This is a genomic window from Streptomyces sp. NPDC030222, assembly GCF_055573115.1.
Map to the genome: position 1 here is coordinate 68,070 of NZ_JBVICA010000022.1, position 24,689 is coordinate 92,758.

General features: G+C 72.7%; 23 protein-coding genes. 17 read left to right on the forward strand and 6 right to left on the reverse strand.

Annotated elements, in window-relative coordinates; all coding sequences use genetic code 11:
• Positions 1–51: 51 nt before the first annotated feature.
• The 10 genes from ACZ4Z5_RS26985 (at position 52) to ACZ4Z5_RS27030 (ending at position 9,504) form a co-directional block, all read left to right on the forward strand.
• The gene (locus tag ACZ4Z5_RS26985; RefSeq protein WP_468267144.1) at positions 52–834 is read left to right on the forward strand and encodes a 4'-phosphopantetheinyl transferase family protein; all 783 of its coding nucleotides are present in this window, start codon (positions 52–54) and stop codon (positions 832–834) included.
• A complete protein-coding gene (locus ACZ4Z5_RS26990) occupies positions 831–1,334 on the forward strand; it encodes a nucleoside deaminase (protein WP_468267146.1) in 504 nt (167 codons plus the stop codon). The genes ACZ4Z5_RS26985 and ACZ4Z5_RS26990 overlap by 4 nt, the downstream gene beginning before the upstream one ends.
• A 38-nt stretch (positions 1,335–1,372) precedes the next feature.
• The gene (locus ACZ4Z5_RS26995; RefSeq protein WP_468267148.1) at positions 1,373–2,038 is read left to right on the forward strand and encodes a DsbA family oxidoreductase; all 666 of its coding nucleotides are present in this window, start codon (positions 1,373–1,375) and stop codon (positions 2,036–2,038) included.
• Complete coding sequence (locus ACZ4Z5_RS27000) at positions 2,032–2,403, forward strand: MarR family winged helix-turn-helix transcriptional regulator (RefSeq protein ID WP_468267150.1); 372 nt, start codon at positions 2,032–2,034, stop codon at positions 2,401–2,403. Before ACZ4Z5_RS26995 ends, ACZ4Z5_RS27000 begins: the two co-directional genes overlap by 7 nt.
• Before the next feature lie 167 nt (positions 2,404–2,570).
• Entirely contained in the window at positions 2,571–3,860 is a 1,290-nt protein-coding gene (locus ACZ4Z5_RS27005) for a sulfotransferase family protein (RefSeq protein WP_468267152.1), read from the forward strand.
• 115 nt (positions 3,861–3,975) lie between these two features.
• Complete coding sequence (locus ACZ4Z5_RS27010) at positions 3,976–4,422, forward strand: MarR family winged helix-turn-helix transcriptional regulator (protein WP_468267154.1); 447 nt, start codon at positions 3,976–3,978, stop codon at positions 4,420–4,422.
• 504 nt (positions 4,423–4,926) lie between these two features.
• Complete coding sequence (locus tag ACZ4Z5_RS27015) at positions 4,927–5,829, forward strand: ScbA/BarX family gamma-butyrolactone biosynthesis protein (protein ID WP_468267156.1); 903 nt, start codon at positions 4,927–4,929, stop codon at positions 5,827–5,829.
• Between the two features lie 377 nt (positions 5,830–6,206).
• Positions 6,207–7,382, forward strand: a complete 1,176-nt coding sequence (locus ACZ4Z5_RS27020) for an NAD-dependent epimerase/dehydratase family protein (RefSeq protein ID WP_468267158.1) — start codon at positions 6,207–6,209, stop codon at positions 7,380–7,382.
• Positions 7,379–8,536 (forward strand): oxidoreductase, encoded by a 1,158-nt coding sequence (locus ACZ4Z5_RS27025; protein ID WP_468267160.1) that lies wholly within the window; start codon positions 7,379–7,381, stop codon positions 8,534–8,536. The genes ACZ4Z5_RS27020 and ACZ4Z5_RS27025 overlap by 4 nt, the downstream gene beginning before the upstream one ends.
• 44 nt (positions 8,537–8,580) lie before the next feature.
• Entirely contained in the window at positions 8,581–9,504 is a 924-nt protein-coding gene (locus tag ACZ4Z5_RS27030; protein ID WP_468267162.1) for a ScbR family autoregulator-binding transcription factor, read from the forward strand.
• A gap of 42 nt (positions 9,505–9,546) precedes the next feature.
• Here ACZ4Z5_RS27030 and ACZ4Z5_RS27035 read toward each other — a convergent pair whose 3' ends face one another.
• Positions 9,547–10,167 carry a ScbR family autoregulator-binding transcription factor gene (locus ACZ4Z5_RS27035; protein ID WP_468267164.1) on the reverse strand — a complete coding sequence of 207 codons (621 nt, stop codon included), beginning with the start codon at positions 10,165–10,167 and terminating at the stop codon, positions 9,547–9,549.
• 123 nt (positions 10,168–10,290) lie between these two features.
• On the opposite strand from ACZ4Z5_RS27035, the gene ACZ4Z5_RS27040 reads away from it, so the two are divergent.
• Entirely contained in the window at positions 10,291–11,283 is a 993-nt protein-coding gene (locus ACZ4Z5_RS27040) for a ScbA/BarX family gamma-butyrolactone biosynthesis protein (protein ID WP_468267166.1), read from the forward strand.
• Positions 11,284–11,364: 81 nt separating this feature from the next.
• Here the strand turns inward: ACZ4Z5_RS27040 and ACZ4Z5_RS27045 are convergent, their stop codons facing one another.
• Positions 11,365–12,120 (reverse strand): SIS domain-containing protein, encoded by a 756-nt coding sequence (locus tag ACZ4Z5_RS27045; protein WP_468267168.1) that lies wholly within the window; start codon positions 12,118–12,120, stop codon positions 11,365–11,367.
• Between the two features lie 183 nt (positions 12,121–12,303).
• Here ACZ4Z5_RS27045 and ACZ4Z5_RS27050 point away from each other — a divergent pair, with 183 nt between their 5' ends.
• Both ACZ4Z5_RS27050 and ACZ4Z5_RS27055 read left to right on the forward strand, forming a co-directional pair.
• Positions 12,304–12,996, forward strand: coding sequence for a metal-dependent transcriptional regulator (locus ACZ4Z5_RS27050; protein ID WP_468267170.1), 693 nt, complete (start codon positions 12,304–12,306; stop codon positions 12,994–12,996).
• A 905-nt stretch (positions 12,997–13,901) separates the two neighbouring features.
• Positions 13,902–14,777 (forward strand): alpha/beta fold hydrolase, encoded by an 876-nt coding sequence (locus ACZ4Z5_RS27055; RefSeq protein WP_468267172.1) that lies wholly within the window; start codon positions 13,902–13,904, stop codon positions 14,775–14,777.
• A gap of 102 nt (positions 14,778–14,879) precedes the next feature.
• Here ACZ4Z5_RS27055 and ACZ4Z5_RS27060 read toward each other — a convergent pair whose 3' ends face one another.
• The 3 genes from ACZ4Z5_RS27060 to ACZ4Z5_RS27070 are packed head-to-tail and all read right to left on the reverse strand — an operon-like array spanning position 14,880 to position 18,007.
• Complete coding sequence (locus ACZ4Z5_RS27060) at positions 14,880–16,424, reverse strand: transporter (RefSeq protein WP_468267266.1); 1,545 nt, start codon at positions 16,422–16,424, stop codon at positions 14,880–14,882.
• A gap of 44 nt (positions 16,425–16,468) precedes the next feature.
• Positions 16,469–17,290 (reverse strand): ABC transporter ATP-binding protein, encoded by an 822-nt coding sequence (locus ACZ4Z5_RS27065; RefSeq protein ID WP_468267174.1) that lies wholly within the window; start codon positions 17,288–17,290, stop codon positions 16,469–16,471.
• Between the two features lie 42 nt (positions 17,291–17,332).
• Positions 17,333–18,007 (reverse strand): bifunctional DNA primase/polymerase, encoded by a 675-nt coding sequence (locus ACZ4Z5_RS27070; protein ID WP_468267176.1) that lies wholly within the window; start codon positions 18,005–18,007, stop codon positions 17,333–17,335.
• 264 nt (positions 18,008–18,271) lie between these two features.
• Between ACZ4Z5_RS27070 and ACZ4Z5_RS27075 the strand changes: the two genes are divergently transcribed.
• A complete protein-coding gene (locus ACZ4Z5_RS27075) occupies positions 18,272–19,663 on the forward strand; it encodes a transcriptional regulator (protein ID WP_468267178.1) in 1,392 nt (463 codons plus the stop codon).
• Positions 19,664–19,802: 139 nt separating this feature from the next.
• Positions 19,803–21,410, forward strand: coding sequence for a hypothetical protein (locus ACZ4Z5_RS27080; protein WP_468267180.1), 1,608 nt, complete (start codon positions 19,803–19,805; stop codon positions 21,408–21,410).
• Between the two features lie 421 nt (positions 21,411–21,831).
• On the opposite strand, the gene ACZ4Z5_RS27085 is transcribed toward ACZ4Z5_RS27080, so the two are convergent.
• Complete coding sequence (locus ACZ4Z5_RS27085) at positions 21,832–23,127, reverse strand: ABC transporter substrate-binding protein (RefSeq protein ID WP_468267182.1); 1,296 nt, start codon at positions 23,125–23,127, stop codon at positions 21,832–21,834.
• Between the two features lie 171 nt (positions 23,128–23,298).
• Between ACZ4Z5_RS27085 and ACZ4Z5_RS27090 the strand changes: the two genes are divergently transcribed.
• Together ACZ4Z5_RS27090 and purU are read left to right on the forward strand one after the other, a co-directional pair.
• Entirely contained in the window at positions 23,299–23,745 is a 447-nt protein-coding gene (locus tag ACZ4Z5_RS27090; RefSeq protein ID WP_468267268.1) for an SCO4402 family protein, read from the forward strand.
• 34 nt (positions 23,746–23,779) lie between these two features.
• A complete protein-coding gene (purU, locus tag ACZ4Z5_RS27095; RefSeq protein WP_468267184.1) occupies positions 23,780–24,652 on the forward strand; it encodes a formyltetrahydrofolate deformylase in 873 nt (290 codons plus the stop codon).
• The last annotated feature ends 37 nt before the right edge of the window (positions 24,653–24,689 follow it).

Genomic DNA, 24,689 nt, shown 5'->3' on the forward strand with positions numbered 1-24,689 from the left:
GGGGAGTGGCTCTTCCCACGCGGCGTCGTCTTCACGGAGGCCGACGACAGCATGTGGGACGCGCCGCTGCCGGACGCCGAGGAGGCGCACCTGGCGGAGGCGCCGGCCCGGCGGGTGCGGGAGTTCCGGGCCGGACGGCACAGCGCCCGGGCCGGGCTCGCCAGCCTCGGGCTGCGGCCCGGTCTGCTGCTCCCCGTCCCCGGTGGCGGCGTGCGCTGGCCCGCCGGGGCGGTGGGGTCGATCTCGCACAGCGGCGGGTACTGCGCCGCCGCCGTCGCCCCGGCGGCGGTCGCCGCGGGGATCGGCTTCGACGCCGCCCAGCGGGCCACCGTGACGGAGCTGATGGCACGGGCCGTGTGCCGGCCGGAGGAACTCGAACGGTGCGTACGCGCGCCGGTCCCGGCCCCGGCGGGCCGGGCCGGAGCACGGCAGCCCTGCCCGTCGGACGAGACCGGCACCTGGCGGCCGTACCCCGCCGGTGAGTGGGCGCGGCTGCCGGTCGAGGACCGGGCGACGGTCCTGTTCTCGGCCAAGGAGGCGCTCTACAAGGCCCTCCATCCCCTCACGGGACTGCCGCTCGGCTTCCACGACGTGTCGGTGGCCCCGTCGGCGGCGCCCGGCCGGTTCACGGCCAGGATCCTCGCGGCCGGACCCCTGAACGGCCGGACGCTCCACGGCCGTTACGCCGTCACCGCCACGGAGGTTCTGACATCCGTGGTGCTCCGGCGGCGGGACCGCCCCGGCCGTCCGGCTCACCACACCGCCCGGCACGGTCCCGCCCACCACCACCCCGCCCATGAACACCCCAGGAACGAAAGGGAACCGGCCCGATGACCGCACCCACCCCCCAGCCTTCCCCCGAGGCCGACCCGCAGCTCGTCGCCCATGTGCGCCACGCCGTCCGGTTGTCGTCCGAGCACGTGGCCCGGGGCGGCATCCCCTTCACCGGCCTGGTGGTCGGCCGCAGGGGCGAACTGCTCGGCACCGGCGTCAACACGGTGTCCGAGACCCGTGACGCGACGGCGCACGCGGAGATCGTCGCCCTGCGGAACGCCGCGGACAAGCACGGTCTGAGGGCGGTGGCCGGCTCCACCCTGATCGCCTCCGGGGAGCCCTGTGCCCTGTGCTACATGGCGGCCCTCTACTTCGGCGTCCAGCACATCGTGTACGCGGCGGACCGGTACGCGGCTGCCCGCGGCGGCTTCGACTACTCCGACTCGTACCGGATCTTCGCGGTCGATCCGACCCAGTGGCCGCTGAAGGTCTCCGCGCTTCCCGTGGAGGGGTCCGAGCGGCCCTTCGACGAGTTCCGCGGCGTACGGCTGCACGACTGACCCCTCCCACCACCGCAACGAACGAAGGAGCCGACCGCATGACGGTGAACATCAAGGTGTGGTCCGACTACGTCTGTCCGTTCTGCCTGCTGGCCGAGGACCCCCTGCACAGGGCGGTCGAGGGCGAGGACGTCGAGATCGAGTGGATGCCGTTCGAACTCCGCCCGCACCCGGTGCCGACCCTGCACCCCGAGGGGGAGTACCTGCAGACCATCTGGAAGCGGGCCGTGTATCCGATGGCCGCGCGGATGAAGACGGACATCAGGCTGCCGGACGTGTCGCCGCAGCCGTACACCCGGCTGGCCTTCGAGGGCTACCAGTTCGCGAAGGAGCGCGGCAAGGGCACGGAGTACACGCCGCGGATGCTGCGGGCGTTCTTCCAGGAGAACCAGGACATCGGCGACATCGAGGTGCTCACCGCGATCGCCGCCGAACTCGGGCTTCCGGCCGAGGAGTTCCGCAGGGCGCTGGAGGAGGGCACGTACCGCGAGACGCACCGGCGGGCGCTGGCGCAGGCGGAGGCGAACCTCATCCAGAGCGTGCCGACGATCATCGTCGGTGGTACCCACCGGATCGAGGGCGTCCCGCATCCGGCCCAGCTGCGCAAGGCGATCGAGGCCGCGAAGGCCGAGGCGGCAGCCGCGGCGGAGGCCGAGGGGGCACCTGCCGACTGGGGTGCCACCTGCGGAATCGACGGATGCTGAGCGAGGCGGCGCACTGGCGTGACCTGATCGTGCTGACCGGCCGGGTCGGCCATGCGGTCGAGCGGGCGATGCTGCGCCGCCACGGGCTTTCGCTGTCGGAGTTCCTGGCGTTGTCGGCGTTGCAGGAGAGGCGCGGCGAGTGGCTCCAGGTGCCCCAGCTGTCGGAGGCGGTCGGGCTCGCCCAGTCGTCGGTGAGCCGGCTGCTCTCCCGGCTGGAGGGCGGCGGTCTGGTCCGGCGGCGCATCGGGGACCGGGACCGGCGGACGGTCTTCGCCGGGATCACGGACGAGGGGCTGGCGGCGGTGAACGACGCAACCGGCACCTTCGAGAAGGAACTCGCATCGGCGCTCGCGGCACTGCGGTGAGGCGGGCGTCCCTTCAGGGTCTGCGAAGGCTTCAAAAAAACCGGACGTCCGGTATAGTCTTGGTGGGTAGTCGCGATGGGGTCCCGGACCCCTGCATCGGGACTGCCCACCGAGCCTTTGGCGGCATGACCGCCTCGGCGACGGGCCCAGTGAGGGGGGTTACTTCTGTGGCGACAAGCGGGGTGGCGATGGCCATGTACAGCAGCGACCGTCAGAAGCGGAGGTCCACGACGCGCACGGCCCACGACGGCGGCCGCACGAGCGTGCCCGCACCGCGCGGCAGGGGTACGGCGACGCCGGCCGACGCCGTGACCACCGGCCGTTCCGGGCACGCCGTGATCGACCTCGAGAAGCTGACGCGGGAGGCGATGCGCCTGCCCGGCGGGTGCTCCGTCCGCTTCCTCCCCGAGCTGGAACGGCTCGTCGAGTCACTGAACAGCGAGGCCCGGCTCACCGTCCCGGGCGCGGAGGCGGCCGCCGAACGGCTTGCCGCCGCCCTCGGCCGCCCGGTACGGCTCCGTATGCTGCGCAACGCCGTGCCGGCCGTCGAACACGTCGAACCGGCCCCGGTGTTCGTCACCGGGCTCCCCGGAAGCGGCGCGACACTGCTCCACAACCTGCTCGCCGAGCACCCGGCCGTGGACGCCCCCACCCTGTGGGAACTCCAGGAACCGGCGGTACGGACGAGCTGCCCGCGCGACTTCCGGGCACTGATCGAACGCGGCCGGGCGGCGGTGGACGCCACCCGGGACGCCCTGGCCGGCCGTCCCGCCGGGCTGCTCCGCTCGGCGACCCGGCCCGGCGGCTGCTCCTGGCTGCTCGGGGCCGCGTTCCGGAGCGAGACCGCCGCACTGACCTGGCGGATACCCGGCCATGCCGACCGGATCACCGAAGGCTCGCTCCTGGCGGCCTACCGCTTCCACCGCGAGCAACTCCAGGCCGTCTGCCACCGCATCCCCGGCACCGCGCCGGTGCTGCGTGATCCGTTCCACGCCGCCCACCTGCCGGATCTCTTCGCCGTGTATCCGCAGGCCCGGGTCGTCGTGGTGCACCAGGACCCGCTGCGCACCGTCACCGCGTCCGCCGGGATCAGCCAGGCCCTGCGCGCCGTGTCCGCCGAACCGGCCGATCCGCTGGAGACCGGGCGCGAGTGGACCGACCGCATCGAACGGCACCTGACGGCCGCGGAGGACGTGCGGCGTTCGCTGCCCGGAGGGCGGATACTCGACGTGCGGTCCGCGGATCTGGTGGGCGGGCCCGCCGAAACGGTCCGCCGGGTGCTGGCCTTCCTGGGGGTGGAGCAGGTGCCGGTGGTCGAGCGGAACGTCGCGTCGCTGGCCGCCCTGACGATCCGGGCAGCAAATCGGAGCACACCCTTCCGGCCACGGGAATTCGGGATCTCCCGGGCCGGACTGGCCGGCCGATTCGCCTTCTACCGGGATCGGCACGCCTCCTGAACGTGCTCCCGGCGGTGTCCTGAAGTCCACATTCCACCCTCCATAAATGCTTGCGTAAGCATTACACTTGCCTTAACGGTGCACCAATGGGCGCCCGCGGCAGGAGGTGACCGGAATGACCGAGGCGACGGCCGGCGCTACGGCGGCCCGAACAGGGCTGGATCTTTACCGGCAGCTGACGATTCTCGCCGGGCAGGCGAGCGGGACGCTGGAGAAGCGCCTGTTGCGCCGGCATGGTGTCACCCCCATCGAATACATGGCGCTGTCCACGCTCGCGGAGGCGGGCGACGACAGTCTGCGCATGAACGATCTCGCCGAGGCCGTGGGGGTCAACCCCTCCACGGTGAGTCGGCTCATGGGGCGCCTGGAGAGCGGCGACCTGGCCCGCCGGGAGATCTGCGAGGCCGACCGCAGGGCAACCTACGCGCGGATCACCGAGCAGGGACAGAAGGTCGTCGAGGACGCCGCGGGCACCTTCGAGGAGGACTTCGCCGCGGTGCTCGACGCCGCCGCGCTCGACCGGCGCACCGCCGCGCTGGTGTCGCTGCTGCGCGGCGCGTAGCCGCCCCGTCTCTCGCCGGACACCGGCCCGCCGACCTGAGGTCGCGGGCCGGTTTTTCGTGTGCGCGAACCTTTTCGGGTGGGTGGGGCTTCCGCGCCGGCGCGGGTTTCCGTCGAGCGGGGTCATTCGTGCGCGGGCGCGGTGTTCATGCGCGGGCGCGGGTCTTTCGTACGTGGATCCGATGCTCGCGCGGGGAAATCGGCGTACGCCGCGGAGCGGACTTCTTGTTCCGCGCGCGGACTTCCTCGCACCCCGGCGGTCTTCGGGCGTCGGCGGTCTTCAGGCGGTAAGGGGCCGGGCATGGTCTTTCCTCCGCTCCGGTCCTTCCGTAGGCCGCGAACTCCCTTCTGCCGAGGGGGCTTTGTGCGCCCGCCCTTTCCGGCGGCGTTTGCCGGCCGAGGCTGATGATTGCTAGAAAAAAAACCGGTTGGCTGGTACGTTTCTCGTGTCCGGACATCCGAACCGTTCATCCAGGTCGAATCCGCACCCAGGGGAGTCACGAACATGGCTGTACTGCTCGAACCGCCGGTGGTCACCGCGCAACAGGACGCACCCGCGGGGGAACTCATCACCCACTGCCGGGCCGAGAACGAGCACACCTACGAACTCTCCGCCCGCTGGCCGGGCGAACACGGCCTGTTCGGGCCCGTCCTGGGCCGCTGGCACAACCCGCTGCTCGCCGCCGAGATCATCCGGCAGGCCGCCCTCGCCGTCGCCCACACCGGCTTCGCCGTCCCCCGCGACCACCGCTTCCTGATGTGGAACCTGAAGTACACGCTGTCCCCGGTGGGCCTGCGGGTCGGTTCCGCGCCCACCGAACTGACCGTCAGGACCGTGTGCCGGGACGCCAAGCGGACCGGGGAGCGGCTGTCCAGCATGCGCGCCACCGCCGACCTCTACCGCGGCACCGCCCTCGTCGGCCGCGGCGAGACCACCTTCACCTGCGTCTCGCCCGCCGAGTACGAGGGGCTGCGCGGCACCGGTTCCCCTGCCCGCTCCGGGGAACCGGCCGACCTGCCCGCCCCGGTCGACCCGCGCCTGGTCGGACGCGACGACCCCGCCGACGTCCTCATCGCCCCCTCCGGCACCGGCGGCACCTGGGGCCTGCGCATCGACCGCGCCCATCCCGTCCTGTGCGACCCGGCCGCCGACTACGTGCCCGGCATGGCCCTCATGGAGGCCATGCGCCAGGCCGCCCAGCTCGCCGCCGGCTGCGGCGCGGTCCTCTCCCTGGACTTCGCCAGCGAGTTCACCCGCTACGTGCGCTTCGACCGCCCGGCCCTCATCACCGCCGAGGTCATAGGCGCGCAGCCCGGCGGCGGCGTCCCGGTCCATGTGACGGTCGAGCAGGAAGACGAGCTCGCTGCGTTCGGCACGCTCCAGCTCCAGCCGGTGCGTGCCGCGTGAGGGACGGCAACGGCCTCGGAGGGGGCCCGAAGGCCCCCGCGCGCGAAGCACCCGGCGCCGACGACACGCAGCGCACCACTCGCGAGGGCGCCGCCGAGGCGAAGGACACGGCGCGAGGAACGGCGGCGGGATCGGCGCGGGGAACAGCGACAGGAACGGCGACAGGCGCGGTGGGAGCAACGGCTCGGGGCGAGGGGAACGGCGCCGAGGCGACCGCGGCCGGGGGCGCGCGGCCCCGTCACGGCGACGCCACCGCGACAGGGAGCGGAAGCCCCGCCGAGGACGGGACCGGGGACACGAGCCATGAGGGCCCGCCACGATGGGGCCCGGCCGGCGGCAGGGTCCGCATCGTCGACGCTACGAGGCAGGTCACAGGTATGAACCACGTCAACGGTCCCCGCATCCTGGTCACCGGCGCGACCGGATTCATCGGCTCCGCCGTGCTGCGCGATCTCGCCGCCCGGCACGGCGGCACCGGCGGTCAGGTCCGCGCGCTGATCCGGGACACCCCGCGTTCCGGGGGCACGGGCCTGGCCGTCATCGACCCCGGCATCGAGTACGTGACGGGCGACGTCACCGACCCTGCCTCGCTGCGCGGAGTGTGCGACGGCATCGACGTACTGATCCACCTCGCCTGCTTCATAGGCCCCGACGAACGGCTGTGCACCGCAGTCAACGAGGACGGCACCCGCGCCCTCCTCGCCGAGGCGTCCCGGGCCGGCGTCCGGCGCGTCCTCACCGTCTCGACCGCGGCCGTCTACGGCAACGGCCCGCACCGCGGCATCGGCGAGCACGACGTCGCCCCCGCCCCGGTCAGCGCCACCAGCCGCAGCAGGCTCGCCGCCGAACGCGCCGTCCTGGCCGCCGGAGGCGTCGTCCTGCGCCCCGGACTGGTCTACGGCACCGGCGACGCATGGGTCGTCCCCGCCGTCGCCGACCTCCTCGACCGGGTGCCCGCCTGGTGCGACGGCGGGCGCGCCCTGCTGTCCGTGATCGCCGTGGACGACCTCGCCCGGATCCTCACCACCGCGGCCATGGCGTACGAGCCGCTGCTCCCGCCCGGCACCGTGCACCACGCGAACCACCCGGAGCCCGTCGCCCTCCGCGATCTGCTCGTCGAACTGTGCCTCGGAGTCGGACTGCCCATGCCCCGGGAGGACCTGACCTTCGACGAGTACCGCCGGCGGCTGGCCGAGGTGCCGGGCCGGGTGAGCGAGCGCCAGCTGTCGTTGCTCGCCACCGACCACTGGTACCGCAGCTGTGCGGTCTGGCAGCTGACCGGCTGCCTGCCGGGACCGGGCTTCCAGGCCCGTATGCGTTCCTACGCCCCCTGGTACCGGGCGCACCTCGCCGAGCGGCGCCGTCCCGTCCCGGCCCCCGCCCCGCCCCTCGGCCGCACTGCGCCCGCGCACACCGCGTCCGCCGCCTCGCCCGTCCCCGCATCCACGTCCACATCCGTCCACGTCGCCGCGTCCGCGCCCACGAAGGCACCCGTCCATGCGGCCGCGTTCGCACCGGCCTTCGCCCCGACCCCGACCGGGAACCTCCAGTGACCGTCTCCACGCCCCACGACCCCGCCGTCGTACCGCCCAGCCATCCCGCGCTCGACCCCGTGGAGTTCGCCGGGCTGCGGCTGCGCAACCGGCTGGCCGTCGCCCCGATGACCCGGGTGTCTGCGACCGCCCAGGGGCTTGCCACCACCGACATGGCCGCGTACTACGCCGACTTCGCGCACGGCGGCTTCGGACTGGTCGTCACCGAGGGGACGTACACCGACACCGCGTACAGCCAGGGCTACGCCAACCAGCCGGGCATCGTGTCCCCGACGCACACCGCGGCCTGGCAGCAGGTGACGAAGCGCGTCCACGCGGCGGGGGCGCGGATCGTGCTGCAGCTGATGCACGCCGGGGCGCTGACCCAGGGCAACCGCTTCCGGGACGCCACCGCCGGCCCCTCGGCGGTACGGCCGCGTGGCGAGCAGCTGTCGAACTACGGCGGCTCAGGGCCGTGGCCGGTGCCGCTGCCGCTGACGCAGGAGGAGATCACCGAGGTGGTGCGCGGCTTCGCGGAGTCCGCGGCGCGCGCGAAGGAGGCAGGGTTCGACGGGGTCGAGGTGCACGCCGCCAACGGCTATCTGATCGACCAGTTCCTCACCGCCCACACCAACCTGCGCACCGACTGCTACGGCGGGCCGGCCGAGCGCCGGGTGCGGCTGATGCGCGAGGTGGTCGCCGCGGTCCGGTCAGCGACCGGGCAGGGTTTCACGGTCGGGGTGCGCCTGTCGCAGGCGAAGGTCAACGACGCCTCGCACCGCTGGCCGGGAGGGGTCTGCGAGGCGGAGACCGTCTTCACTGCGGCGTCCGCGGCGGGAGCCGACTATCTGCACATCGCCGGGGCGGGCCGGGACTGGTTCGCGGCCGAGCGGCTGGACGACGGCCGGACCGTGCCGGCGGCGGCACGGGAGGCCACCGGCCTGCCGGTGATCGCCAACGGCGGGCTGCACGACCAGGAGCTCGCCGGGCGCGTCCTCGCGGAGGGCCATGCCGAGCTGCTGTCGATCGGCACCGGGGCGCTCGCCGACCCCGACCTTCCCCGCCGTCTCGCCGCCGGCCGGGAGCTGCAGGCGTTCGACCCCGCGATGCTCCGGCCGCTGGCCACGCTCGCCAACGCGCGGCGCACGCTGGGGAATTTCAAAACCATCTGGTAGGTTTTTTCACTCCGTGAGGGTGAGCGTCGAGTGGGGTGAGGGGCGTGGCGGAGCAGGAGAGAGCCAGGCGGACCCGTGACCGGCTCGTCGCCGCGGCGGCCGGCGTGTTCGACGCCATCGGGTACGAACGGGCGTCCATGGCCCGGATCAGTGCGGCGGCCGGAGTCACCAAGGGGGCGTTGTACTTCCACTTCGCCACCAAGGACGAACTGGCCCGGGCCGTGCAGGCCCGGGCCTCCAGCCGTTCGGCGGACGTCCTCGCACGGGCCGACCGCCCCGGCACGCCGGCGCTCCAGGCGCTCATCGACATGACGCACGCGCTGGCCCGGCTGGTGCGGTACGACACCGCGGTGCGGGCCGGGCTGGCGCTGTCCCGCGAGCGCGGCAGCACGGACGCGTCCCTGGACTGCTACGCGGTGTGGCTCGGGTCCGTACAGGCGCTGCTGAAGCGCGCCGAGGCCGAGGGGGCGCTGCGGCCGGGCATCTGCCGGGACGCCGTCACGGCTCTGGTGGTGTCCATGATCAGCGGTACGGAGCTGCTGTCGCGCCGCGCCGGAACGGACGGACCGCCCGGCGGCTCGGCAGACGGCGTCGGGGGCGGTGTCGTGAGGGGCGGCGTCGCGAGGGGCGGCGCCACGGGCGCCGGCGTGGCGTACGGCGCCGGAGGGGCGGACGCGGAGGGCGTCGACAGATGTGGCGCGGAACGTGCCGGCGTTGCCGACGCGGAAGGCGTCGAAGGTGATGGCGCCCACGGCGCCGGTGAGGCTGGTGCCGGCGATACGGACAAGGCCGTCGAGGCCGGCCGAGCGGACGGTGCCCCGGCGGTGCCGGCCGGCCGGGAGTGGCCGGTGAGTCCGTTCGAGTGGCTGGCGCGTATCTGGAGCCTCGTCCTCCCCGCCCTGGTGGAGGCGGACGCGGGCGAGCGGCTCGATGCTTCGGGCAGCTCGGCGGGCCCGTCCGCCGGCTGACCCCGCTGGAGCGGCATCCCCGGCGAGCCGGGGCGGCCGGAGCTACGACCGGGCCGTGCTGCCCTCCGCCCTGAGGTGCGGCAGCATGCCCGAGACGGCGATACCGGGCAGGAGGCTGCGCCACAGGGCGGCGATACGGGCGGGCAGATCGGCGCGGTCCGTGTAGAGCTGGGAGAACAGCTGGATGCCGCTGTAGGAGGCGACCAGCAGTTCCGCCAGTTCCTCGGTGTTCGCGTGCGGCAGGAGTTCACCGCGGGCCTTGGCCGCGTCCAGGTGGGTGCGGAAGTTCTTCACCCACAGCTCGTACGGCGTGGTGTCGCGGACGCCGAACGAGGACTGTTCGATGGAGAGTCTGACGCCGGCCCGTAGCAGCACGTTGGTCTGCAGTTCGTGGGCGAGGTAGATCGTGGTGTCGATCAGCGTCTGCAGGCCGGGTTCCCCGTCCGGCAGGACGAGGGAGTCGCCCTGCGCCGACATCACGCCCTGGGCGAGCTCCTCCTTCGACGGGAAGTGGAAGTACAGCGCTCCACGGGTCACCCCGGCCTTGGCCAGGATCTCGTTGATGCTGGCCGTGGTGAACCCGTGCTCCTCGAAAACCGACGCGGCGGCATGAATCAGCGTCTCTCGTGTCCGGATTGCACGCTCTTGTTTGGGTTTTGACATGGAGGCCTCTCGAATAGGACTAGAAAAAAACCATCCAGCCAGTATCTTATCAGTGTGCATCGCGCCGAAGGGGGAGCGCTGCACAAGGGGATTACTGCCTGTTCCAAGGGGAGGGAACTCGCTATGTCCAGGACGTCTTCCGTCGTGATCCAAACCGGAATTGATGCTTCCGGTTGGTTCGGGGGGCCGGGTCTCACGGGATTCGGCGGCGGGAAGCTGACCACCATCGTTCCGAAGGAGTTCGTGCACCGTGCCGCGGCCGCCGAGGTCTTCCTGACCGGCTGGTCCGACCGGGGTGAGGACAGTTTCTCCGTCACCGCACAGTGGCCGCGCGCCCACGCCTTCTACGGACCGTCACACGGACTGCACGACCCGCTGCTGCTCGCGGAAACCATTCGCCAGACCATCCCGCTGCTGTCGCACGTCGCGTACGAGGTGCCGTTCGGGCACCGTCTCATCTGGCAGGACCTGGAGTTCTCGCTCCGTCCCGAGGCGCTGCGCACCGCAGCCGTACCCGCCGAACTCGAACTCCGCGTCGACTGCCACGAGGTGGTCCGCCGGGCGGGCCGACTGGTGGCCATGCGCATGGAGTTCCTGGTGCTGCGCGAAGAGGAGGCGCTGGCCACCGCGACGGCGCGGTTCAGCAGCCATTCTCCCGCCGTCTACCGCCGGCTGCGCGGCGGATACGCCGACATCGACACCGCACTCGCCGGGCAGCTCCCGTTGCCCCAGCCGGTCGCCCCGCACCTGGTCGGCCGGGACCGGGTGCACGACGTCGTGCTCTCGCCCGACGGGGCGGCGAACCGCTGGCTGCTCCGCGTCGACACCACCCACCCGGTCCTCTTCGACCATCCGGTCGACCACGCCCCGGGCATGCTGCTGCTGGAGGCCGCCCGCCAGGCCGTGCAGGCCGCGCGGGGCGGGGGCTCCGTCCCGGTCGTCCCGGTCGCGATGACGACGAACTTCATGCGGTACGCGGAGTTCGACGCACCGTGCTGGATAGAAGTCCACGAGGAGGACCCCGACATCCAGGGCCGGCCCCGCGTCCGGGTGACCGCCCGTCAGAACGACGAGGTCCTCTTCGCCACGACGATCACCGCCGCGCCGGCGTTCTGACCGCCGGGCCGGGCGGGCGCGACCCCTCGGGGTCCGTCCGTCCGGCCTGTGGTCCGGCCCGTGGTCCGGTCGTGACCCGGCTCAGTGCCGGTAGAAGATCCGGTCGCGGTACTCGCCCATGACGCGCGCGTTCCATTCATGACCGCCGTCGACGTTCCCGGAACGCAGCAGGGGCACATCCAGCCCGCGGGCGGCGAGCTCGCCCGCGGCGGTGGCCGTCATGGCCTGCATGATCGCGCTGGTGACCACGGTCGACGCGGGGGCGAACGGGGCGTCGACGCCCTCGGCGGTCAGCTCCGCGTCACCCACTGCGATCTTGCTGTCGACCACGATGTCGCATTGGTCCTTGAGGAAGGTGCCGGACGCGTGCCGGGACCGGGTCTCCTTGGCGTACGCCACGGAGGTCACCCCGACCACGGTCAGGCCCAGGGCGCGCGCGCCCAGCGCCATTTCGACCGGCAGCGCATTGCGCCCGGACAGCGAGACGATCACCAGGACGTCGCCCGCGGCGGCGGGGGAGCTGTCCAGGACCGCGCCCGCCAGGCCGTCCACCCGTTCCAGCGCCGAGCCGAGCGCCGCCGGCATCACGTCCACACCGACCGTGCCCGGCACGGCGAGCAGATTCATCAGCGCGAGGCCGCCCGCCCGGTACACCACGTCCTGGGCGGGCAGCGAGGAGTGCCCGGCCCCGAACACGAAGACCCGTCCGCCCGCGGCGACCGCGTCCGCGATCGCGGTGCCGGCCGCCGTGATGCCGGCTTCCTCCTCGTCGCGCACCCGCTGCAACAGTCCGATCGCGGCATCGAAGAACTGGCCGGCCAGTCGGCTCCCGCTCATGGTCCGAGCACCATCCCGTCTACTGGTCTTCTTCTGGTCTTCGCGTGCCCGCCGTGTCGCGGATCACGTTGCGGTCCGGACGGTTCGTGTGTCAATACGGCGTCCCACCCGACAGGCCCCGGTTGTCGGCGCGATGCGTCAGAATTGGGGCAGGGCCAGCGCACGAGCAATCGAGGGGCACGAATGTCCGGACTGATCGACACCACGGAGATGTATCTCCGCACCATCCTCGAGCTGGAGGAAGAGGGCGTCGTGCCCATGCGGGCCCGGATCGCCGAACGCCTCGACCAGAGCGGTCCGACGGTGAGCCAGACCGTGGCGCGCATGGAGCGCGACGGCCTGGTGCAGGTGGCGGGCGACCGGCATCTGGAACTCACCGACGAGGGGCGGAGGCTGGCCACCCGGGTCATGCGCAAGCACCGTCTCGCGGAGTGTCTCCTGGTCGACGTGATCGGCCTGGAGTGGGAGCAGGTCCACGCGGAGGCGTGCCGCTGGGAGCACGTGATGAGCGAGGCGGTGGAGCGCCGCGTGCTGGAGCTGCTGCGGCACCCGACCGAGTCGCCGTACGGCAACCCGATCCCGGGCCTGGAGGAGCTGGGCGAGAAGGCGGAGGCCGATCCGTTCCTCGACGACAGCATGGTCAGCCTGGCCGACCTCGAGACCGGCAGCGAGGGCAAGACCGTCGTGGTGCGCCGGATCGGCGAGCCCATCCAGACGGACGCCCAGCTGATGTACACGCTGCGGCGCGCGGGTGTGCAGCCCGGTTCGGTGGTGAGCGTGACCGAGGCCGCGGGCGGAGTGCTCGTCGGCAGCGGCGGCGAGGCGGCCGAACTGGACGCCGAGGTGGCGTCGCACGTCTTCGTCGCGAAGCGCTGAACCCCTTGTCCGGAATCCGCGGCGGAGCGGTCCGCCGCGGAAAACCGATGCGCGGAAAGTGATGCGGAACGGCAGCGGGCGGACGCCTCGCGTGCCACCCTGTGCGTGAGGCATATGACCTGAAGGGCGGTGGCCGGCCGGGTCCGCACCGCCGCCGGGGAGGGAGCAGGTAATGCGCCCACGACCGTCACGCCGTCCGGCGTGCCCCCGCTCTGCGTTACGCCTGGCTGCGTCGCCCACCTGCGCGGCACCGGCCTTTCCCGTCCCGCCGTTACCGCCTCCCGCCCTGTTACCGCCTCCCGCCGCGCCCACCCCCGCGTCCGTCCCCGAGCCCGCCCGCCCGTCCTCTGCGGGTGCGTGCCGGCCCACCCGCCGGGGCCGCGCACCGGCCCACGGGGCACCGTCACTCCTGCCTGTCACGGCCGCGCTTCCGCCGTTCACGTCCCCGCCTCTGCCGTTCACGGCCGGGGCCCTGCCGCACTCGACGCCGGAACCAGCATCCGTGCCCGCGTCCGTGCTCGAATCCGTGCCCGCGTCCCTGCCCGTGCCCGCGTCCCCGTCCATATCCCGCCCGGCTCCTGGCCGGCCGGCGGCCGTGGTCGCCTGCCCGTTCGGCCCTGCTCCGTCCCGGGAGGCAAAGAGCCCCGGCGCCGTGCGGCGCCGGGGCCTGTCCTCCCCTTTTGTGACCCGGAGCCCCGAGCTCTCAGGGTCACTGCCAGCGGGCCGATTTCCCCGAGCGACCCGCCCCCCGTGGGAAAGATCCCCTCGGCAACGGCGATCAATCCTTGAGGGTGGTCACTCGAAAGAGCGGTGTAGCGTGGCAGATCGCCGTTTTCGAATACGGGTTCGATATTCTGAGGCCGAGGAGATCCGATCACCCGTGGAGTGAAGGGGGTGCCAGGGCAATGGCGCGGCGTAGGGACGTAATCGCACCCGATGGCGTGCGCCTCGCGGCCTGGGAGTTCACCGACCCCCCGAAGACGGGTGGCGGGGACCTGCCCGCGCCGGGAGTCCTCCTGCTGCACGGGCTGATGGGCCGGGCCTCGCACTGGGCGGGGACGGCCCGCTGGCTCGCCGGGCGGTACCGTCCGGTGGCCCTCGATCAGCGGGGGCACGGCCACAGCGGCAAGCCGGTCGAGGGACCGTTCAGCCGTGACGCGTTCGTGGCCGACGCCGAGGCGGCCGTCGAGCAGCTGCGCCTCGGGCCGGTCACCCTGGTCGGCCACTCCATGGGCGCGCTCACCGCCTGGCAGCTCGCCGCCCGCCGGCCCGACCTGGTGCGCGCGCTGGTCGTCTGCGACATGCGTGCGTCCGCGCTCGGCGCCGCCTCCCAGCGGAGATGGGAGGACTGGTTCCGGTCCTGGCCGGTGCCGTTCGCGACGCTCGCCGACGTCCGCAGGTGGTTCGGCGAGGAGGATCCCTGGGTGGAGCGCCCGAACCCGTCCCGGGGCGAGTTCTTCGCGGAGGTGATGGCGGAGCGGGCGGACGGCTGGTGGCCGGTGTTCTCCCGCAGCCAGATGCTCCGGGCCCGCGCGACCTGGGTGTTCGACGCGCACTGGGACGAGCTCGCCCAGGTGCCCTGTCCCACCCTGGTGGTCCGCGGCCTCGACGGCGAGCTGGGCCGCGCGGAGGCCCACGAGATGGTCCGCGTCCTGCCCCGCGGCCGGTACGCAGAGGTGCCCGAGGCCGGCCACCTCGTCCACTACGACCGCCCGGAGGGCTGGCGCGCGGTCCTCGAGCCCTTCCTGGAGGAGACGGCCGACCACCCCGTCTCGTCCTGAACCGGGAAAGGCGGCCCGGGAAGGCCCCGGGCCGCCCAGTAGCGCTTTGTCGGCCGCTCGCGTCCCCGTGTGACGCGGCGGGCGGCACACGGAGCAGCGACGCTAGCCCCTGCCGACCGCTTCGAGGATCTCCGGCAGCCGCCTGGCCGTCATCGGCGCCGCGACCCGCAGCCCGACCAGGACGCACAGCGCTCCGTACACCACGCCCAGCGGGAGCACCGTCCACAGCCATGCGTGACCGCCGTCGAGGTGCAGCCACACCGTCAGGACCAGCAGCGGCGCCGTCACCAGGGCGGACGCCAGCATGCCGCCGAAGATGGACAGCACCGCGATACCGCCCTGTCCGGCGGCCACGTTGCGCTGTGCGCTCTCCGGGATCGTGAACGGGAAGCGGGCCGTGGCCACCGTGCCGGTGGCGAGCATTCCGCCGAGGAGCGCCAGCGACAGGCCCAGCGCCTCCGGAAGTGACTCCCAGTCGTGCGCCAGCGCGGCCGCGACGATCGTGACCAGCACGGTGTAGGGGAGCGTCAGGACCAGCATCGCCAGGGTGCGGGCCCGCAGTTCGGCGAATGCGTCGCGCGGCGACGAGATGGTCTGCATCACCATCCAGAACGCGCTGCCGTCCCCTCCGAACTGGTTGTACATCGCCGTGCCGAGCATCCCGGCGGCGAAACAGCCCCAGTACACCGAGCTCGCGCCCTGGAGGTTGTTGAAGACCGGAACGATCAGGCCGATGGCGAGTGCGCTCACCGTACCGGCCCGCGTCTTGGGATGCCGCCACAGATAGATGAGGCTGCGCCGCATCACCGCACCCGTGCGGTTGTCCGGCAGCAGTCCGCGGGACCCGCCGCGCCCGGACGCCTTGCGCTCCGGTTCGGCCGCGGCCGCGACGGTGGAGCCGTCCGGTGCCGTCATCACCTTCACCAGCGAGCCGTGCCAGCACCACAGCAGCGCGGCCAGTGCGGCTGCCGTCAGCAGCAGTCCGGCGGCGGCCCGCCCGTACTCTCCGTCGCCGACGGCGGCCACCGCGTCCAGGGCGGAGGCGGGCGGCAGCCAGCGTACGACCTCGGCGAACGGCTCCAGCCGGGCCAGACCGCCGGACTGGCCGAGCTTCTGCCAGCCGAAGTTGACGACCTGGATGCCGACGGCGATCAGCAGACCGCTCAGCACCGCCAGGTCCCGGCCCCGGCGCGACGTCAGCAGACGGGTGTTGGCCGCGGCCACGGTCCGTGCGAGCGCCACGCACACCAGGACCGTCAGCACCCCGGCGACGACACCGGTCGCAACCGCCGCCGGCCCGTGCGCCACCGCGATCACCGAGCCGGTCACCAGGCACGTGGTGAACGCCGGCCCGATGCCCACCAGCGACGAAGCGAGCAGCGCGGTCATCAGCGGCCGCGGCCGCAGCGGCAGCATCACCAGCCGGGTCGGGTCGAGCGTCTCGTCGCCCGACGGGAAGAACAGCGGCATGACGGCCCAGCCGAGCGCCAGCAGCGCCGTCAGCAGCACCACGACCGTCGTGGCGTGCTCGGTGCCGCGCAACAGGGCGAGTCCGAGCAGCTGCAGCGCCGCGACGACCAGCATCGTCACACAGGAGGTGATGAAGACGGCCCGCCGTCCGCCGGACTGTTTCAGTCCGTTCTTCATCAGGGAGAGCTTGAGCCTCAGGAAGACGGGGGTCAGCGCGGTGTTCACCGGGCTGCCGCCCCGCCGCCGAGCCAGTCGAGGGAGGCGCCCGCGTCCCTGCCGCCGGCGCCGACCAGTTCCAGGAACGCGCTCTGCAGACTCGGAGCGTCGCCCCGCACCTCGGCCAGCGGACCGTGCGCGCGGATACGGCCCGCGGCCATCACCGCCACCCAGTCGCACAGCGACTCGACCAGTTCCATCACATGGCTGGAGAACACCACGGTCGCGCCGGACGCGGTGTACCGCTCCAGCACCCCGCGGATCGTCTGCGCCGACACCGGGTCCACGCCCTCGAACGGCTCGTCGAGGAAGAGGACTTCGGGGTTGTGCAGCAGCGCCGCGGCCAGGCCGATCTTCTTGCGCATGCCCGTCGAGTAGTCGACGACCAGCTTGTGCTGCGCCCCGGCGAGATCCAGGACGTCGAGCAACTGGGTGGCGCGCTTGTCCACTTCCGCACCGGGCAGCCCCCGCAGCCGTCCGGTGTAGGCGAGCAGTTCCCGTCCGGAGAGCCGCTCGAACAGCCGCAGTCCCTCCGGGAGCACGCCGATCCTGGCCTTCACCTCGACCGGGTCGCGCCACACGTCGTGGCCCGCGACCTCGACCGTGCCCTGGTCGGGCCGGAGCAGGCCCGTCACCATCGACAGCGTGGTCGTCTTACCGGCGCCGTTCGGGCCGACCAGGCCTATGAACCTGCCGGCCGGCAGCTCCAGGTCTATGCCCCCGACGGCGATCTGCTCACCGAATCTCTTCCACAGTCCTTGAACGCGAACGGCGGGCACCGTGGTTGGTGACGCCGCGCCCGATTCCCCCACTGCCTGGTCCGGCATGACGGTCTGCCTTTCGGATGGGTCCCATTCTCGGGAGACACCCTATGGGCGCGTTCTGGCCGACGCTGCTTCCCTCCCGCACGCATAGGCGAGCGGGCTGATCAGTTCCTCGGCGTCCGGGAGCCAGCGGTTGGCGTGCGTGGGGCGGCGCGCCCACTGGACCGCGCCCCGGCCGCCGACACGGGTCGGGGGCGCGGCGACGAAGTCGCCCTCGCCGCGGGCGACGAGGTCGATGGCGGACGGCGACCAGCCCAGGCCGCGGACCAGTTCGGGCACCTTGTCGGCCGCGCCGGGCAGCACGAAGAACAGCGTGCGGCGGTTCGGGGTGCAGGTGACCGGGCCGAGCCGGAGGCCCATCCGTTCCATACGGGCAAGTGCCAGGAAGCCGGCGGCCTCGGGGACGTCGATCGCGTCGAAGGTCCGGCCGGTCGGCAGCAGGATCGACGCCCGTGGCTGCTCGGACCACATCCGGCGGGCGACGGTCGCGCTGCCGGTGGCCTGGACCGCCCAGTCCGGGCGGGCCGGGTGCGCACCGGGCAGGGGGCAGGCGGGTTCTCCGCAGGAGCACCGTTCGGTGCCGTTCTCCGCCTCCAGCCAGGTGCCGGGGAACAGGTCCCAGTGCCGCTCTTCCGCATACCGCACGGCGCAGTCGAGCAGCTGGTCGCCGCGCTGCTGGGGGATCCGTGCCGGCTCCGTCACTCCGATGGTCTCTTCCACATCCAGCTCAACTACCGCCCCGACACCGGGTTACGGGGCTACGACGCGCCGGAAACGGAGCAACGATCCTGCACGCGGGGCGCACGGGTGCACCAGGAGGGGCGCGTGGGCAGGTGCGCCTCGAAGGGGGGTAACCATGCGGGCGGTCATATGTGCAACCACACGCATGACCACAAAGGAAACGATCTTTCGCCTTCGCTCCGCATTTCACCGCATTTCACCGGGCAATGACCATCCGACCGATCATCGCCACAGGGGGTAAGCATGGCAGCAAGGCCGCTCGTCGCACGCCAGCCCAACGAGCGTCTGCAGGCGCTCATCCAGGAGGCCGCGTGCTCCAACGCCGGGCTCGCCCGGAGGGTCAACATGGTCGGGGCGGAGCGCGGGCTCGACCTGCGGTACGACAAGACGTCCGTGGCCCGCTGGCTGCGCGGTCAGCAGCCCCGCGGCCGGGCACCGGGCATCATCGCGGAGGCGCTCGGCCGGAAGCTCGGACGGACCGTCTCCATCGACGAGATCGGCATGGCCAACGGCAAGAACCTCGCCTCCGGGGTGGGCCTGCAGTTCTCCCCGACCGTCCCCGCCGCCATCGAGCAGGTCTGCGAGCTGTGGCGCAGCGACGTCGGCCGCCGTGAGTTCCTCTCCGGTTCCACCGTGGCCGCGTCGGCCCTCGTCGAGCCGAGCCGCGACTGGCTGATCACCGGCTCCGACGTCCAGGTCGCCCGGAACGCCGGGAGCCGGGTGGGCATGTCCGACGTCGACGCCGTACGGGCCACGACCGACGCCCTCGTCGACCTCGACCACCGCTTCGGCAGCGGCCACGTCCGCCCGGTCGTCGTCCACTATCTCAACAGCGTCGTCTCCGGCCTGCTCTCCGGTTCGTACCGCGAGTCCACCGGGCGCCGGCTCTTCGCCGCCGTCGCCCGGCTCACCGAACTCGCCGGCTACATGGCGATCGACACCGGCAGGCCCGGCCTCGCCCAGCGCTACTACATCCAGGCCCTGCGGCTCGCCCAGGCCGCCGACGACCGGGGCTACGGCGGCTACGTGCTGGCCGCGTCCATGAGCCACCTCGCCGCGCAGCTCGGCAACCCCCGTGAGATCGCCCAGCTGGCACGCGCCGCACAGGAAGGCGCCAGAGGCCGGGTCACCCCCCGTGCGGAGGCGATGTTCCACGCCGCCGAGGCCCGCGGGCACGCGCTCATGGGGGACGTCCGGGTCTGCCAGGAGGCCGCGGGCCGCGCCCTCGCGGCCATGGAACGCGCCGACGCGGCACCCGACTCGGGCGACGACCCCGCCTGGATCGCCCACTTCGACCGGGCCTACCTCGCCGACGAACTGGCCCACTGCCACCGCGACCTCGGACAGGCGGAAGCGGCCGCGCGGTACGCGACGGAGTCCCTCGCCGGCCACCCCCCGACCCGTGCCCGGCGTCGCGCGATCGGGCTGATCCTGCTGGCCACCGCGCAGGTCCAGCAGCGCGAGATCGAGGAGGCCTGCCACACCGGGGTGCGCGCCGCCGAGTTGCTGGCCACCCTGCGCTCGGACCGCGGCGCCGAGTATCTGGACGACCTGCGCGTCCGGCTGGAGCCGTACACGGACGAGCCCGCGGTACGGGAGTTCACCGCACGGATGGAACTCCAGGTGGCGGCGTGACGTGGCGCACAGCCAAAGGACGCCCATGATCAGCGACTTGTGAGGGGTTCTTGTTACTCGCCCCACGTGCGTGGCCGCGGCACTGAGTCACCCGGTAGCGTGAGCCGACGTTTCCGTAGGTTGACACGTAGGAGTCCCGGTGACGCAGAGCGGACAGGGCGAGGACCCGCAGCTTTCCGCGCGGCCCGCACGCGAGGGCGTCGTGCTGCCCGCGGACGGGAGCGGCCCCTGGGTCCCAGGCGCCGCGGGCGACGGGACCGCCCCCGCGGGAGGTGCGCCCTGGGGCACGCCGTGGGGCCCGCAGACCGGTGCCCGGACGCCCGAGCAGCCGTCCCCGTACGGCGCGGACCCCTACGCGTCCGCGCCGGCGGCCCCGCCTGGCCCCATACCGGCGGCGGGCGGCGTTCCCGGCGCCTGGGACGCGGCGCAGCCGTACGCCACGGGTGCGCAGCCGCTGCCGCCCGAGGTACCGAACGGCGGCCCCGCGGTGTCGCAGCCCACGCCGTACCCGACGGCCGGCGGCCCCGCGGCGGCCGCGCCGCAGGGCGGACCGTACGCCGGGGCCCCGGAACACGCCCCGTACCCCCGGTTTGCTCCCGCAGGCCCCGTGCCTCCCGTGCACGAGGACCCGGCGACGCAGTTCCTGCGGCCGATGCCCGCCGCCCCGCACGAGGACGCAGCCACGCAGTTCCTGCGGCCGACGCCTGCGGCCCCCGCACACGAGGACGCGGCAACGCAGTACCTGCGGGCCACCCCGGCGGGTCCCGCGCCGGGCGTGCAGGGCGACGCGGAGGCCACCCGGTTCCTCCGGCCGACTCCCCCGGCAGCGGCCCACGCCGACTCCGAGGCGACCCAGTTCCTGCCGCCGGTGGCCGGGGCCGCGCCGGGAGGCGCGGAGAGCACACAGCTGCTGCCGCCCGTCGACATGTCCGCCGCACCCCAGGGCAGCGCGCCGTACGGGGGCCCGCCCGAGGCGTCCGGTGACCGGCAGCCGCCGGTCGAGTTCGAAGGCCTCTTCCGTAACGACGGCCCGGCGGTGCCCCGCCCGCAGGTCCGCCGGGGCGCGCCCGCGCCCGCCGCGCCTCCGGCGTACGAGCCCGCGCCGCGCAGGAAGTCCCCTGCGGTGCTGGTGGCCGCGGTGGTCGGTGGCTGTGCCGTGGTGGGCCTCGCCACCGGCGCGCTGCTGAGCAGCGGGGACGACGATCCGGCCGCCAAGGACGTGAAGCAGCCGGTGGCCGCCACCAGCGCGCCGGACGGTTCGCCGTCCGCCGAGGCGACGGAGGCCGACGATCCGGCCAAGGGGCAGGCCGAAGAACTGGACAAGCTGCTCGCCGACAGCAACGACAGCCGGGCCTCGGTGATCAAGGCCGTGCAGGACATCAAGTCGTGCGACAACCTCGAGGGCGCGGCCTCGGACCTGCGGGATGCCGCGCGCCAGCGGCGCGAGCTGGTGACCCGCCTGGGCGGGCTGACGGTCGACGAGCTGCCGAACCACGCCAAGCTGTCCGCGGACCTCACCACGGCCTGGCGGGCCTCCGCGTCGGCGGACGACCACTACGCGGCGTGGGCCGGCCAGGTCGACGGCAAGAAGGGCTGCAAGGACGGCAAGGCCCGCAACACCACGCACACCGCCCAGGCCAACAGGGCCAGTGGCGAGGCCACCCGGGCCAAGCAGTCCGCCGCGGTGCTGTGGAACGCGATCGCGGACGAGTACGACCTGACGAAGCGGACCGCGGCCGACCTCTGACCGACACGGGCCGGGGCCGGGCCGCGGCACGGCTCACCTTGTCCGGTACGTCGTGATCTGCGGTCCCGCTGCTGCCGCCGACGTGATCACGGACGGGTGCCGCCGGAGAGCGGACCGCGGCCGGCTTTCCGGTCCGAGCCGCGCCGGGCAGCGGACGGGGACGCAGTCCGGCACGCCCTGGTCCGGGCCCCCGCCCCTGCCCGCACGGCCGGCCGCCGGCTCCGCAGCGACGCCGGGGTGACTGGCTCTCGGGCCACCCGGTCCGCAGCCCTGACCGCTCCCGGCAGCCGGGACGACACGAGCCTTTCCGGATCAGGCGGCCCGGATCGGCTACGCCGGATCAGCAGCCCCGGACCAGGCCCCGGATCGACCACCCCGGACCGGCGTCCGGTCCCTCGCCCCCGGCGGCCGGGGGCGGCCGTCACGTCAGGCCGGTCTTCTGCAGGGTCTGGCTGATGTCGACCGCTTCCTTCGTCTGGGAGACGAGGCGTCCGTTCCGTACCACGTGGAAGGTCACACCGGGGTTGACGATACGGGGGTAGGCACGGCTTCCGAGCATGTCGGCGAGGCGCCAGCGGAGCCGGGGGGTGAGCCCGCCGGTGTCGGCTGCGGCGCCCTGGTCGAGCGCGTGGCTGAGCACGTCGGAGGTGATCTCGTCCTCGTCGATCGATTCCACGACCCCCTTGAGGACCGTGTAGGCGATCCACGTGGTCTGCACACCGGCGTCGGCGGGGTCGATCCGGTTGTCGCCGAAGGCGTACTTCCGGATCAGGTCGTTCATCGGCTTCCACCGGGTGTCGGACGGGTCCGGGTACCAGCCGGTGATGTACGCGCCCTCGAACGGCCCGTCGGACCCGCCCGTGCGGTTGATCAGGGACTGGTCGACGCTGCCCAGCACGGAGGCGACGGCGATCCTGTCCTCCTTCGACGAGACCCGTCGGAAGGAGTCGAAGAACGTCTCGGTGCGCTCGCCGAGGACCGCGCTGACGCAGCCCCTCGCGTCCTCGCCGGGACCCGTGTCGGCCTCCGCCCGCTTCAGGGCCAGGCGGGCGTGCGAGGAGTAGTCGCTGGCGTCCTCGGGCGCCCTGATGTCCACGGTGGGCCGGCTCTCGCCGTCCTCCAGGCCGGAATTGAGGAGCTCGGGCAGGACGTCCCCGGAGAGCGTGTCGGGCCGGACCAGGGCCACTCGCTCGCAGTTGCGGGCGAGCTGCTTGCCGCTGCCGGCGAGCAGCGCGGGCATACCGCCGTTCACCGGGTAGGAGATGCTGCTGGAGAACTCCTCGTCGGCGATTCCGTAGCCGCCGATGAAGGGGATGCCCGCCGCCTCGAGAGGACCCATGAAGGACCGGCCGTGCTGGCTGTACGAGCCGACGACGGCCGCCGCGCCCTCCTTCACGGCTTGGCGCGCGCAGGCCGCGGCACCCATCTGGTTGTTGCGCTCGTTGCAGGTGAGAACTCTGAGCTCGTGCCCGTTGATGCCGCCCTCGGAGTTGACCCACTTCTCGAAGGCCTTGGCGAGGGCCGGCATGCCGGGCTTGTTGGTGGCGCCGGTGCCCTCCGGTGCCCAGGTCATCACGGTCAGGGGCTCCTTCGATCCCCCCGGGCCGCCGGGGAGCGCACCGCAGCCGGTGAGCACGGGCGCCCCGAGTGCAGCGCAGACGGCCAGCGCCGTCACAGTGGTCAGAGGCCGATTCGGGGAAGAATGCCTACCGGTCATGGCCCTGCACACTTCCGCCTCATGGGTAACGCAGCAGCGAGGTTCGCTCAACGCAAGGTGACATCGAGGTGAATTACGGGGGCCGTCTCGTCCGCGATGGGCGGGAACGTACGATCGGGAACCGTGCAAGGTTCGGTGAACTCTTCCCGTCGCGGCAGTCGCTCCTCCACCATGGGCGGCATGCCGCTGAACGACATGCCGTGGTGGCGCTGGCGTGCGAACGTGCGCTCGGCGCTGCACATGCTTTCCGATCCCGTGTTCCAGCAGGAGTGCTGGCTGACCCCGAGCGAGGGGTACGGGGACGTCACCGACGCCGTGTACCGGCTGGTCGAGGACACCTGGCTGGACAACTGGTCCGCCGAGAAGTACGTCGGGACGATCTTCCGGGATGTGAACGAGGCCGCGCTGGTCGACGTCGCCGTCCTGCGCGTGCTGAGGATCATGCACCAGGTCGGGGCGGACGCCCCGGTGACGGCGTACATGGAGCACCAGGGCTGGCCGGAGGCGGTCCGGGCGGCCCGTGACGCCCATGTGGTTCTCGCCACCAACGACGGCGAGGACCCGGACGCCCCTCCGCGCTCCCTGGACGTCCTCCGGATCATCACGCGGACGGCCTGAGCAGCCGACCCCGGGGGTGTGGCACGCTACGGGGATGACCTCGACGCAGCCCGCCATCACCGATGAGTACGTCCTGACCCTGTCCTGCCCGGACAGACAGGGCATCGTGCACGCCGTGTCGAGCTACCTCTTCATCACCGGCTGCAACATCGTGGACAGCCAGCAGTTCGGCGACCGTGAGACCGGTCTCTTCTTCATGCGGGTCCACTTCTCCGCCGAGGCGCCCGTTTCCGTGGAGAAACTGCGCGCCAGCTTCGCCGCGGTCGGCGACTCGTACGCCATGGACTGGCAGATCCACCGCGCCGAGGAGCGCATGCGGATCGTCCTGCTGGTGAGCAAGTTCGGTCACTGCCTCAACGACCTGCTCTTCCGCGCCCGGATCGGCGCCCTGCCGGTCGAGATCGCCGCCGTCGTCTCCAACCACACGGACTTCGCCGAGCTCGTCGGCTCGTACGGTATCCCGTTCCACCACATTCCGGTCACCCGCGACACCAAGGCGGACGCCGAGGCGCGGCTGCTGGAGCTGGTCCGCGAGGAGAACGTCGATCTGGTCGTCCTCGCCCGCTACATGCAGGTGCTCTCCGACGACCTGTGCAAGCAGCTCGCCGGCCGGGTCATCAACATCCACCACTCCTTCCTGCCGAGCTTCAAGGGCGCCAAGCCGTACCACCAGGCGCACCAGCGGGGTGTGAAGCTGATCGGCGCGACCGCGCACTACGTGACCGCGGACCTCGACGAGGGCCCGATCATCGAGCAGGAGGTCGAGCGCGTCGGCCACGAGGTCACCCCGGAGCAGCTCGTCGCGATCGGCCGTGACGTGGAGTGCCAGGCCCTGGCCCGCGCCGTCAAGTGGCACGCGGAACACCGCATCCTGCTCAACGGCCGCCGCACGGTCGTCTTCGCCTAGTCACGATCCGCCCGGGAGCCGTCCGCTCCCGGGCCCG